Here is a 12,160-nt window from a genome sequence, read left to right as displayed (position 1 = left end):
GCTATACTGTAGAAAAAAGAAAACAACCACTAAGGGTGCGTAAAGCTGAGATTAACGACTGTTAGATCCCTTTGACTCAATCTAGGTAATGCTAGCTGATGGAAGTGGAAATGATAATGAGGACTACTTGTCTTCTATTGCTTTCCTGAAACAGACTAGCTTGTTCTTAAGAATACAAACTTCAGTTGGTTGGGAGGTTTTAGATGACTTATTTACCCGTTGCTCTAACTATTGCAGGGACTGACCCTAGTGGCGGTGCTGGCATTATGGCTGATTTAAAATCATTCCAAGCTAGAGATGTCTATGGAATGGCCGTTGTGACCAGTCTTGTCGCTCAAAATACCAGAGGCGTTCAGCTAATAGAGCACGTCTCCAACCAAATGCTGGAAGCTCAATTGGAGAGTGTCTTTTCAGATATCAAGCCTCAGGCTGTAAAAACTGGAATGTTGGCAACTACTGAGATCATGGAGATCATCCAGCCCTATCTTAAAAAGCTGGACTGTCCATACGTCCTTGACCCTGTTATGGTCGCTACGAGTGGGGACACCCTGATTGATTCTAGTGCCAGAGACTACCTAAAAACAAATCTGCTTCCCCTTGCAACCATTATCACGCCCAATCTTCCTGAGGCAGAAGAGATTGTTGGCTTTTCGATTCATGACCCAGAAGACATGCAGCGTGCCGGTCGCCTGATTATAAAAGAATTTGGTCCTCAGTCTGTTGTTATCAAAGGTGGCCATCTGGAAGGTGGTGCCAAGGATTTCCTCTTTACCAAGGATGAACAATTTGTCTGGGAAAGTCCAAGAATTCAAACCTGTCACACCCATGGTACTGGATGTACCTTTGCTGCTGTGATTACGGCTGAACTTGCCAAGGGCAGAAGTCTTTATCAGGCAGTGGATAAGGCCAAGGCCTTTATCACAAAAGCCATCCAAGACGCTCCTCAACTCGGTCATGGTTCTGGCCCAGTCAACCATACAAGCTTTAAAGATTAAGAAAAAAACTCTCTAGTTCCCGCAATAAGGAAACTAGAGAGTTTTTGATTAGGAAATTATGTCATCTAGCTTTGTTAAAAATGCTTGCGTTTTTGTCTCTATATCTTCTGCCTGCATCAAATCACGGACTACAGCTACACCAGCTATACCAGTTGCAGCAAGTTGGTCAATGTTCTCTGACGTCAAGCCTCCAATAGCAACTACTGGAATGGCGACCGTTTGGCAAATGGTTTTCAAGGTTGAAATCTGGGTGATAGGTGCATTTTCTTTGGTCGTAGTCGGGAAAATGGCTCCTGTTCCCAAGTAATCCGCACCTCCTTCTTCTGCCTCGAGGGCTCTTTTTACTGTTTTAGCTGTGACACCGAGGATTTTTTTAGGCCCCAAGACTTGACGGGCAACCGAAACTGGTAGTTCATCGTCGCCTATATGCAACCCAGCAGCATTGACTGCAAGACAGATATCCAACCGATCATCGATAATCAAGGGTACCTGATAGGCGTCTGTTATTTCCTTGACTTGTTTTGCCAGATGATAGTATTGATTGGTGGTGAGATTTTTTTCTCGTAGTTGGATGATGGTAACACCTGAACGGCAGGCCATCTCAACTTTTTCAAGAAAGTTTTCCAAAGAATCTTGGTAGCGATTGGTTACCAGATATAGTCTGAGTGCTTCTCTATTCATAAATATCTCCTTTGATGGTATCTAGCCAATTTTCATCTCTTTTTAGGAGAGAGAGCTGATTGAGAGTTTGAAAGCGAAACTCTTCCAATCCCATTCCTTGAACAAGTATTCTCTCAGCAGAGATATTGAGATAAGAAACTGCTAGGCAAGAAGCTTCAAATGCAGTCTTTCCTTGGCTAAGAAGAACGGCAGTCAAGGCTCCAACCAGGTCTCCTGTCCCTGTTATCCAGTCCAATTCTGCACAGCCATTTCCCAATATTGCAACCTGATTCTCCGAAACAATGAGGTCCTTGGGTCCAGTGACTAAGAATGACATGCCAGGATAAAGCTGACACCAGTCTCTCAAGACTTGAAGCAAATCCTCAGTTTCTTGATCTTTAGCACTAGCATCGACCCCGACTCCGTGGTGTTTTAAACCAACAAGACTTCGGATTTCTGACATATTTCCTTTAAGGACCGTGGGCTTGTATTCTAAAAGATCTCTAACTAGTCCCTTACGAATGGGAGATGCTGCTACGCCAACCGCATCTACTACCATTGGGAGACAAGTTTGGTCTGCATAAGAAGCTGCCATACGGATTGCTTTTTCCTTCTCAGCAGACAAATGCCCCAGATTGATAAAGAGAGCTTGGCTTTGTTTGGTAAAATCAAGGACCTCACGAGGGTCATCTGCCATGACAGGTTTAGATCCCAGGGCCAAAATACCATTAGCCAGCATCTCACAAGAAATCTCATTGGTGATGCAGTGAATCAAGGAACTGGTTGCTAGAGGGAAAGGATTTGTCAATTTCTGCATCAGTCTATCCTTTCACTGAAAAAATATCCTTGCACTTTTTTAAAGAATTCCTGCTTGATTAAAAACCGAAAGGCAATAAAGGAAATTGCTGTACCAATCAAGGTTGCTCCGAAAAATCGAGGGGTGTAGATAAACCAACTGAGCTTCGCAGCAGATCCCGTAAAGAGAACCATAACAGGATAGGAAACAATGGAACCGATAATACCTGTTCCCAAGATTTCTCCTAGAGCAGAATAGTGAAATTTCCGACCATACTTATAAAAGAGACCTGCGAGGAGGGCTCCGAAAGTAGCTCCTGTGAGGGCCAAGGGCGGAATGCCTTGAGTAGACATACGGATAAAGGCTGTGACTGTAGCCATGACCAAGGCATAAATAGGCCCCATCAAGATTCCTGCAAGAATGTTGACTACACTAGACATCGGTGCCATTCCCTCAATTCGAAAGATGGGTGTAAGAACTACGTCAAGAGCAATCATCATGGATAAAATGGTTAATTTGTGAACTTGTAGTTGGTGGTTTCTCATTTTCTATTTCTTCTCTTTTTCTAAGGACTGCAAATCACTCGTCCATGTTTGATGTTGGTAAGCCATCTCCCAAAACTTGGCTTCCATGTGGACACTTCGGTGGAAAGCCTCTAGCATTTTTTGTTTGTCCGTCTCGTCGCTTTCTCGATAGAGCTGATTGACCAGGGCTTCTTCCTCTTTAATCTGCTGTTCTAACTCATCGGTGATATAGGTTTCAATCCACTGTTGATAAAGAGGATTCGGGGATGGTTTGCGATTAAGTGCCTTGCCCAAATCATGGTATAACCAAGGACATGGGAGCAAACTAGCAAAAGCAATGCCCAAGTTTGGCTCTGCAAACTGTCGATAAATATGCGAAATGTAATGATAACAGGTTGGAGCAATCGGTTGCTCGTCTATTTCCTGGTCGCTGATTCTTAATTCCTTAAAAAATTGTTGGCGGATAAACAATTCACCTTCCACTAGACTCTGGGCATTTTGTTTCAAGAGTCTTTTCATCTCCTCGTTGGAAGTCTTATCAGCCAAGAGGTGATAGGCTTCTGAGAAGGCCTTCAGATAGTAGGCATCCTGAATCAGGTAATAGCGAAAGATGGAAGGTTCTAACGTTCCCTCTTGTAACTGTAATACAAATGGGTGATGAAAGGAAGCCTGCCAAGCTTCCTTGGATAATTCCATCGCAATATCTGTGAATTCCATAATAACTCCTTTATAGAAATAAACTGGTTTGAAGTAGTAAAAAGAAAAGTAGGTAGATCAATGTCGTCCTTTGAGGAATATAAAAGGTCCGATAGCGATTCTCCAACTGTGCATGTTCGTCATATCCGTGCGCAGACAGGGCCCTCAAGTAGAGATGGCGCCATCTAAAGACCGTCATCAGAACCTTGCTGTAAATCAAGGGAGACCAAACATGCAATTTTTGACCACGCAATAAGCAAGCTTCTTTTAGAGACCTGATTTCTTGCTGAATGAGGGGAAAGGCATTGAATACCACAATTAAGGCATAGGCCCAAGAACGCGATAGCCCCTTTTGAGCCAAGTACAATAAAAGCTCTTTTAAGGAAATACTGGAAACAAAAACAAGGCCGATACAAACCGTCACAAAAGCTCTCGTCCCAAGTATCACTGCCTGCGAAGCATCCCCGTGTAACTGTACTGCCCAGTAATTGGCAAAAGATGGTAAAATGGCTAGCACAAGCATCCAAGCCAACATTTTAAATCGACGGTAGTAGAGCATAAAGAGAATGCAAAATGCGACTACCGAGAGATTAAGAGCAATCGAAGGAATGAAAGATGTTTCCAAGGATAAAATCAGCAAGAAGAGACTGAGTATCGGTGTCTGGGTTGCTACTTTGATCATACTACCTCACCTCCCCTTGAGTATTCCTACTCAGAAAACTGAGAGGTTTGCTGATTGTCACATCTTTAATATGACGGAGGCCCTCACTAGTCATCTCGATCCAATAATCAACCACAGAAATCAAGGGATCTAAACGATGGCTAATGATCAAAAAACTTCTTCCTTGATCTCTGTCCTCCACAATCCACTGACAAAAATAATGGCAAGCTCTATCATCCAAACCAGCAAATGGCTCATCTAGCAAGATCACAGAAGCCTTGCTGGTCAAGATGGACAAAAGCTGAAGTATCTTTTGCTGACCACCACTTAATTGATAGGGACTCCTATCAAGCGCCTGCTCCAGATCAAAATATCCTAAAGCTTGGAGAATCCGCTGATTTCTTTCAGAGTCTGGGCTATCTAGTTGCAGTTCCTCTCTCAGACTGCCTCGGATAAACTGTTTCTCAGCTTCCTGAACAACACCCGTCAGATCACGATACAAACTCTTTTTCTTTTTCAGGACTGAACCCTTCCAAATAATGAGCCCTTTATACTTTTGAAATTTAAGAATAGAGCGAAAGAGGGTTGATTTCCCGACACCATTATCACCCAGGATACAGGAAATCCCTTGGTAGAATGTAAAATCAGAAATGGAAAAGAGGGGGCGATGATCTAGCTCACAAGTCACACGGTCCATATGGAATAGTTCTGGACTAGAAGCAACTTCCTTTGAAGCAACCTGTGTCATTTCAGAGCAAGGGATTTGAAACACCTCCCTTAACTGGCCGTCTCTTAGCTCCACCATATGGTCGATATAGGCTTCATAGTCTGATAAATCATGGTCGCACAAAATAACTGTCTTCCCATTAGATGCCAACTCTTTTAGAATCTCCAATATCTCTATCCTACTTTTGCGGTCAATAGAAGCGAAGGGCTCATCCAAAAGATAGACCCTAGGATTCATGGCAAAGAGAACAGCTAGCGCAGCCTTTTGCTTTTCCCCACCTGATAGGTGATGAATGGGACGGTGCAAGATTGCCATACAACGACATTGCCGGATCACCTCTGCTATTTTAGAATCAATTTCCTGAACGGGATGGCCGATATTCTCCAAGGTAAAAACCAGCTCTTCAAACAAGTTCTCCATGGTAAATTGATGATTGGGATTTTGAAAGAGAATGCCAACCGTCTGGACACGTTCGACGATAGAAAGCTGACTGACCTCGCTCCCATCTATCAGGACTTGACCACTATAGGGTAAGGAAGTGACCTGAGCAATGATTTGAAAAAGGCTGGATTTTCCTGAACCACTGCTCCCAACTAACAAGGTAAAGGCATGCGCATGAAAAGTAAAATCAATCGGCTCCGAAAAGATTGGTGACTGAATCCCCCGTAGTTCCAGCCCCATCTATGCCTTGCCTCCAGCTGCAAACTGATGATAGAGTTTGACAATGGCACGAACCAAGATGGTACAGAAGAAAAAGACGGAAATAAAACGCACCACAAGCAAGGAAAGGACAAAAGGAAGGGAGAAGGCATAGTAACCTAATTTAATGTATTCATAGACAAAGCTAAAAAGGGTAATCCCAATACTATTAGCAGTTAGAGAGAGCCAACTTTCATAACGATTCTTGGTCACAAGAAAACCAAATTCACTTCCCAACCCTTGAACCAAGCCGGACAAAAGAGCGCCTAGACCGAATTGGCTACCATATAGGACTTCCGCAAGCGCAGCGAGCACTTCTCCAATCGTTGCGCTTCCGACTCTTGGAACAAAGATGGCCGCAATGGGCGCAGCCATACACCAGAGACCAAAGAGGATTTCATTGGCAAAAGCCTGTAAACCAAGAGGGGCCAAGATTAGGGTGAGAATATCAAATAGATAGCCTGAACCCACAAAAACGCCACCAAAAAAGATAGACAAGAAAGCAAGCAAGATAACATCTTTTAGCTGCCATTTTTTCAACATAAAAAACTCCTTTTTTAAAGAAAAGTGGGGCATTCAAGGTGAGCTACCAAAAGGCTTGCCGTCAAACCTATCCTCTTTTGATAAACAAAAAAACTCCAATTACAAACAAGAATTAGAGTTTACCTTACAAGATTAGACAGTTCTTTTCGACATACGAAAAAAACCTTTTCACATTTCCCTTCGCCAGTCTTAACTGTATCAGGTTCAATGGGTATCATCTCAGCCTAAAGCACCCCAAATGTCTTTATTATTTTATTACTGGACCAGTATAACAGAAATTGAAAGCCCTAGCAAGAACTTTGACTGGAAAATATATTTATATAGTTTTTTTGTTCATTCTTTTAATCTACATAAAAGGATTGCATCTGTCCTATAATTCATAACCAATATCAAAAAAAGCTAATTCCAAAGCAACTGCTTGATTCCAGCGTTCCTGAAGTTCTGTCAAATCTTCTCGATTTTTCCCGATACGATTGAGTTCGTCAACTAGAAATTGAACCCACTCTGTAAAGAAAGGACCTCTGTGGAGATTGATCCATTCTAAATGAATATAGGCTTCAGGTAGAGCCAAATCTTTAGAACCCCAGTCTAAATAGAGACCTTCTGCAATGACCAGCATGACCAAAAGATGAGCATAGTCTGATGAAGTCACAGCAGAATACATTAGCTCCTGAAACGCTTTTGTTACAGGGTGCAAGGTCACTTCTAGATAGTCATTCTCTGCTACTTTTAACTCTTTGAAAGCCTTTTGGAAATAACCATCTTCATCTGCTTCAAGAAAGCCTAATTGCTTGGCAAAACGAAGTTTGGATTCAAGCTGGTCTGCGTGAGCTACACAGGCACCCAGCATGGATAAGAAGGCATCAAAGAAATGATAATCCTGAATCAGGTAGTCTTTAAAGACCTTATTCTCAATTGTCCCCGCAAAAAGTTCCTTAACAAAACGATGATTGATTGCAGCCTGCCAATCCTTCTGATTGCTTTTTAATAATTCTCCAACGGTCAAACCCGGCTGAAATGCATAGTCTTGTGTTTCCATATTTACTTTTCCTCTCTTTACTCGTTCGTAATCAACAAAATACCAAGAAAATCCTAGTTTTACTTGACCTTTTTAAAGAAAAGTGGGGCATTCAAGGTGAGCTACCGAAAGGCTTGCCGTCCAGCCTATCCTCTTTTGATAAACAAAAAAACTCCAATTACAAACGAGAATTAGAGTTTACCTTACAAGATTAGACAGTTCTTTTCGACATACGAAAAAAACCTTTTCACATTTCCCTTCGACAGTACTAACTGTATCAGGTTCAATGGGTATCATCTCAGCCTAAAGCACCCCAAATGTCTTTATTATTTAATTACTGGACCAGTATAACAGAATTTGAAAGCCCTAGCAAGAACTTTGACTGAAAAATATATTTATATAGTTTCTGATAACGATTGAATCTTTCTATACACGAAGAAAAACCTCCACATCAAGTGGAGGTAATCTTCTTTATCAATACAATTTTAAGTCACGAGGGTCAACTGGGAAGGTTGGGTTGTATGGGTTATGACGGAGTTTGAAATGTTTGACATCCTCAATAGTCTGAGTTCCAGATAACTGCATGACTGTCTTCAATTCTGCATTCAAGTGTTCAAAGACTTGACGTACACCCACACTACCACCAAGAGCCAAGCCATAGATCACAGGGCGGCCAATAGCTACCAAGTCTGCTCCTGAAGCCAAGGCTTTAAAGACGTGCTGACCGCGACGAACACCAGAGTCAAAGACAATTGGCACACGTTTATCAACTGCTTCAGCTACTTCTTGAAGTGAATCGAAGGCAGCTGGCCCACCGTCGATTTGGCGGCCACCATGGTTGGTTACCCAGATACCAGAGGCACCAGCAGCGAGTGAGCGTTCAACATCCTCACGGCATTGTGGCCCCTTGACATAGACAGGAAGTCCTGAGTATGTAGCGATAAATTCTACATCACGTGGAGACAAGCGTTGTTTGGCTGATTTGTAAACAAAGTCCATTGATTTTCCAGCACCTTCTGGCAGGTATTCTTCAACAATCGGCATGCCAACTGGGAAGACAAAACCATTACGCTTGTCCACCTCACGATTGCCTCCTACAGTCGCATCTGCTGTCAAGACAATCGCTTTATAACCTTCAGCCTTCACACGATCCATGATGTGGCGGTTGATACCGTCATCCTTACTAAAGTAGAATTGGAACCAGTGAGGTGTCCCTTGAAGGGCTTCCGTAATTTCTGGAAGGTCTACAGTTGAGTAAGAGCTAGTTGTATAGAGGGAACCGAACTCATGTACACCACGCGCAGTCGCCACTTCACCCTGTTCATTTGCCAATTTATGAGCCGCAACAGGCGCCATAATGATTGGTGAAGACAATTTTTCACCTGCAAATTCAATCTCTGTACTTGGATTTTCAACATCACAAAGAGTATGAGGAACGATGAGTTTGTGGTTAAAGGCGCGAATATTCTCACGTAAAGTAAAAGTATCTTCCGCCCCACTAGCGATATAACCAAATGCTGCTTTAGGAATAACTTGTTGCGCCATTGGCTCCAAATCATAGGTATTGATGAAATCTACATGACCTTCTGCATTGCTTGTTTTGTATGACATAAAATGTCCTCCTTGATAAGTAAGCGTTTACTTTGTATATTACAAAAAATATTCTAACTCTTTTTTCAAAATTTTTCAAATATTTTGTTTGGAAATTTCATACTTTCAATCATTTTACAGCGATAATTAAAAATGATGAACTTTCTTAAGTTATGGAAATTCAAATAATCTTTTCATTTTCTAATACTTTATCATCAAATTGTTCAGCTAGTATAGTTGCTGAGTGATAAAGTTCCTTTGCTTTATTTTTATCATTTTCAAAATAAAGATAGCACTTAGCTTCAAATACTGAAATTCCAGGTTTATAGACTTGCAACATTGTTACTGATAAAATTTCATTCATCTTTTTTACTAGAGATATCATATGCTTATAGTCATTACGAACAACATAAACACCCGCTATGGCACAAAGAACTGATAGTAGCTCTACATTATACATTTCATCACTAACTAATTGCTGTTTCAACAACTTAATCCGAAAATCATCTAATGCTCTCTTCTATAAATCAAGTCTTGACATTGCATAGCAAAATAATCAATTAATAGTAAATCATTGAATGTGTAAACTTGCTTTAGTGTTACTTGCTTAAAATAATCATCAAAAATATCTTCAGCGAAACTACCTGTCCCTGTTCTTATCAAGCCTAATATTCTTTCAATCAAGTCTAGACTCAGCAACTCTTCTTCAGGAAGGATGTCACCGTAACAATTATAAACTTCCTCAATTAAAGTTAGTTTTTCCGTAATACGCTTGGAATCTCCATATACTATACTGGAGACTTCATGATACGGTACTTTATCTTAAAGTATTCCTCAGGAAGAGCTAGTTCTTTATTTTCAAGAAAAGTATCTATCGGAACTTCTAATCGCTTAAATAAATATTGTAACTTAGTAATTGTTGGCAAGGGTTGCCCAAGCTCAGTACGCATCAGCTGTTTGATTATTAAGTCAGCTTCTGTCCACAGACCTCTTCTCTCGTCAATTTGTGACGTTCACGTTCCTGTCTTACTCTATGACCAATTTCAGTTTTAATATCTGTTGTCATTCTTACCTCTTAACCACAATCCATAAATTAACATACTTTTAATTCTTCGGCTAAAAATTAACAATAATTCTTTTTCAAATCCGTCATATTATTTTCCAAAACTTGGATGTCTTGGCTGACTTTGAGAATGACAATGCTGCCTTGAATACTGGAGATGACTTGACGGGCCTGCAACTGCGCCCGCTCTTCTGACCAGTCAGCATGCAGGTCTTGCAAGAGGCTGGCTAACTTCTCTGTCCACTGGGTCATAAAATCATTGAGAGGACAGCGGAAGTTCTCATCTTCTGTGGACAATTCCACAATCAGATTACCAATTGGGCAACCATAAAAGACCGTCTGACTTTCATGAAATTGACAAACCCAGTCAATCATATCCGAAAACTTGTCACTGTCAGACTTGTCTGCTTCAAAAATCTCTTCAAAAAGCTCTTTTCGCCAATTTGCTAAAATATCTTGAATGACCGTCAAACCAATTTCCTTCTTAGATTTGAAATAATAATAAAGCTGCCCCTTGCCAACATCAGCCGCCTCCATGATGTCACTGATGGAGGTGGCCACATAACCCTTCTGATAAATCAATTCCTCAGCACTTTGTAAAATACGCTCTTTAACGCTCATCTGCTCACCTCTCTTTTTTCCTATTATAGCATATTCAGAGTCTGAGACCAAACCATTGAAACCACCTCCTTTTGCCACTGTTTTATCATTAAAATTTTTGTTCTGAGCAAATTGATTTACAAATTCAATTCTAGATGTTATTATAATTGTACCGAACGGTCAGTATATAACTAAAACTACCATTTGGAAAATCATCAAACTAACAGTCTAAATTCCTATTGGCTGTTAATCAAATCATATTAGGAGGAACCTCATGTTCAATCAGAAAAATGTCGCATTTGTTATCACAGACCCACAAGTTGAATTCCTAAAATCTACTGGTAAAGGATTCGGAGCAACTAAAGATGTTCTTGAAAAAGTTAATACTATTGAAAATCTGACAAAGCTTTTCGCTCTTGCTAAAGAGCGTGGCTACAAGCGTTTTATCTCACCGCACTACTTCTATCCACACGATCACAAGTGGCAATTTAAAGCTGCTGGTGAAACGATGATGATTGAAAACGAAATGTTTTGGCGTGATAGCCAGTATTCAGCAATTCCAGAAGGCTCTGGAGCAGATATGATTGAAGAGATTAAACCATTTTTGGATGAAGATACTATTGTTGTCAACGGACATAAAATCTTTGGCCCAGAAAGCAACGACCTTAACCTTCAACTCCGCAAAAATGGTATCGACACCGTCATCTTGGCTGGTATGAATGCTAATCTCTGCGTGGATTCACACATGCGTGAACTCATAGAATTAGGCTACAATGTCATTGTTGTTAACGATGCTGTCGGTGCTCCAGGTGAAGAAGCCTACCAAGCTGCACTAACAAACTACGGCTACATTGCCAACCAAGTTTTGACAACTGAGGAAGTTATCGCTCAACTTTAGTATTAAAAACAAAATCAGGTAATCCTTGTGACTACCTGATTTTCTATGTTTTAGGCATTTTGCCAATTTTCTTGGTCTTCTTTAAAGCGTTTTAGGAGGTCGAGTCCTTCTGGTGTGATGTAACCTTCTTCTTGGGCTAGGTGAATCAGCTCACTGTAGTTTGAAAGAGTCACCAATTTCACACCTGCGTCTGAGAAATTCTTATCTGCTTTTGGCAATTGATAACTGAAAATCGCTACGACACCAAGAACATCGGCTCCTTCGCGTTTAGCAGCTGCTACGGCTTCAAGAACAGAGCCACCCGTTGAAATGAGGTCTTCAACAACAACCATTTTTTGACCTTGGGCTACTCGGCCTTCGATTTGGTTTCCTGCACCGTGGTCTTTTGGTTTGCTACGGATGTAGGCAAAAGGCAAGTTCATCTTGTCAGCGATGATAGCTCCGTGTGGAATTCCTGCTGTCGCAGTTCCTGCAACCACTTCTACTTCTGGAAATTCTGCTTTAATAGCTTCCACAAAACCATTTTCAATCAAGCTACGAGTTTCTGGATAGGCAAGCGTCACACGGTTGTCAGTATAAATCGGCGATTTGATACCAGATGCCCAAGTGAAAGGCTCCTCTGGTTTGAGGTAAACGGCTTGGATTTTCAAGAGGTGGCTAGCGATATCTTTAGCAAGTGTCATAGTATTC

The 12,160-nt window shown here is 41.2% G+C and carries 14 protein-coding genes, 1 pseudogene and 3 riboswitches; of the genes and pseudogenes, 2 read left to right on the top strand and 13 right to left on the bottom strand.

Translation table 11 applies throughout. The annotated features are described in order from the left end of the window. Positions 1–21 precede the first annotated feature (21 nt). A riboswitch (TPP riboswitch) is annotated at positions 22–120 on the top strand. Positions 121–203: 83 nt separating this feature from the next. After that, on the top strand, positions 204–995 hold the full coding sequence (thiD, locus tag KIH88_RS02975; protein WP_195594449.1) for a bifunctional hydroxymethylpyrimidine kinase/phosphomethylpyrimidine kinase: 792 nt from the start codon (positions 204–206) through the stop codon (positions 993–995). A gap of 48 nt (positions 996–1,043) precedes the next feature. Here the strand turns inward: thiD and thiE are convergent, their stop codons facing one another. From thiE to KIH88_RS02915, 12 genes and pseudogenes are all read right to left on the bottom strand, one after another. Continuing rightward, positions 1,044–1,676, bottom strand: a complete 633-nt coding sequence (thiE, locus tag KIH88_RS02970) for a thiamine phosphate synthase (protein WP_195594451.1) — start codon at positions 1,674–1,676, stop codon at positions 1,044–1,046. After that, positions 1,669–2,472 (bottom strand): hydroxyethylthiazole kinase, encoded by an 804-nt coding sequence (locus KIH88_RS02965; protein WP_195594454.1) that lies wholly within the window; start codon positions 2,470–2,472, stop codon positions 1,669–1,671. The genes thiE and KIH88_RS02965 overlap by 8 nt, the downstream gene beginning before the upstream one ends. Further along, positions 2,472–2,996 carry an energy coupling factor transporter S component ThiW gene (gene thiW, locus KIH88_RS02960; protein WP_061587754.1) on the bottom strand — a complete coding sequence of 175 codons (525 nt, stop codon included), beginning with the start codon at positions 2,994–2,996 and terminating at the stop codon, positions 2,472–2,474. Before thiW ends, KIH88_RS02965 begins: the two co-directional genes overlap by 1 nt. 3 nt (positions 2,997–2,999) lie before the next feature. Continuing rightward, the gene (gene tenA / locus KIH88_RS02955; RefSeq protein WP_195594457.1) at positions 3,000–3,692 is read right to left on the bottom strand and encodes a thiaminase II; all 693 of its coding nucleotides are present in this window, start codon (positions 3,690–3,692) and stop codon (positions 3,000–3,002) included. A gap of 10 nt (positions 3,693–3,702) precedes the next feature. Next, on the bottom strand, positions 3,703–4,353 hold the full coding sequence (locus tag KIH88_RS02950; protein ID WP_195594459.1) for an energy-coupling factor transporter transmembrane component T: 651 nt from the start codon (positions 4,351–4,353) through the stop codon (positions 3,703–3,705). A 1-nt stretch (position 4,354) separates the two neighbouring features. After that, positions 4,355–5,740 carry an ATP-binding cassette domain-containing protein gene (locus KIH88_RS02945; RefSeq protein ID WP_213988713.1) on the bottom strand — a complete coding sequence of 462 codons (1,386 nt, stop codon included), beginning with the start codon at positions 5,738–5,740 and terminating at the stop codon, positions 4,355–4,357. Beyond that, positions 5,741–6,301 (bottom strand): ECF transporter S component, encoded by a 561-nt coding sequence (locus KIH88_RS02940; RefSeq protein WP_000915272.1) that lies wholly within the window; start codon positions 6,299–6,301, stop codon positions 5,741–5,743. A 158-nt stretch (positions 6,302–6,459) separates the two neighbouring features. Beyond that, a riboswitch (TPP riboswitch) is annotated at positions 6,460–6,548 on the bottom strand. A gap of 123 nt (positions 6,549–6,671) precedes the next feature. After that, a complete protein-coding gene (locus KIH88_RS02935; protein ID WP_213988714.1) occupies positions 6,672–7,340 on the bottom strand; it encodes a TenA family protein in 669 nt (222 codons plus the stop codon). A 216-nt stretch (positions 7,341–7,556) separates the two neighbouring features. Further along, positions 7,557–7,645: riboswitch (TPP riboswitch) on the bottom strand. A 148-nt stretch (positions 7,646–7,793) separates the two neighbouring features. After that, complete coding sequence (lctO, locus tag KIH88_RS02930) at positions 7,794–8,930, bottom strand: L-lactate oxidase (protein ID WP_195594468.1); 1,137 nt, start codon at positions 8,928–8,930, stop codon at positions 7,794–7,796. A 160-nt stretch (positions 8,931–9,090) separates the two neighbouring features. Beyond that, positions 9,091–9,411 (bottom strand): annotated as a pseudogene (locus KIH88_RS02925) (helix-turn-helix domain-containing protein); the annotation flags it as partial. Positions 9,412–9,416: 5 nt separating this feature from the next. Next, complete coding sequence (locus tag KIH88_RS02920) at positions 9,417–9,656, bottom strand: hypothetical protein (RefSeq protein ID WP_230529161.1); 240 nt, start codon at positions 9,654–9,656, stop codon at positions 9,417–9,419. Between the two features lie 376 nt (positions 9,657–10,032). Then, entirely contained in the window at positions 10,033–10,593 is a 561-nt protein-coding gene (locus tag KIH88_RS02915) for a TetR/AcrR family transcriptional regulator (protein ID WP_061587814.1), read from the bottom strand. Between the two features lie 253 nt (positions 10,594–10,846). Here KIH88_RS02915 and KIH88_RS02910 point away from each other — a divergent pair, with 253 nt between their 5' ends. After that, complete coding sequence (locus KIH88_RS02910) at positions 10,847–11,470, top strand: cysteine hydrolase (protein ID WP_000483067.1); 624 nt, start codon at positions 10,847–10,849, stop codon at positions 11,468–11,470. Between the two features lie 50 nt (positions 11,471–11,520). Here KIH88_RS02910 and pyrE read toward each other — a convergent pair whose 3' ends face one another. Then, complete coding sequence (gene pyrE, locus KIH88_RS02905; protein ID WP_213988715.1) at positions 11,521–12,153, bottom strand: orotate phosphoribosyltransferase; 633 nt, start codon at positions 12,151–12,153, stop codon at positions 11,521–11,523. Positions 12,154–12,160: the final 7 nt, after the last annotated feature.

This window comes from Streptococcus oralis (assembly GCF_018448765.2).
Classification (GTDB): domain Bacteria; phylum Bacillota; class Bacilli; order Lactobacillales; family Streptococcaceae; genus Streptococcus; species Streptococcus oralis_BM.
The sequence above is the reverse complement of the archived record's forward strand: the minus strand, read 5'-3'. Positions and strand labels throughout refer to the sequence as shown.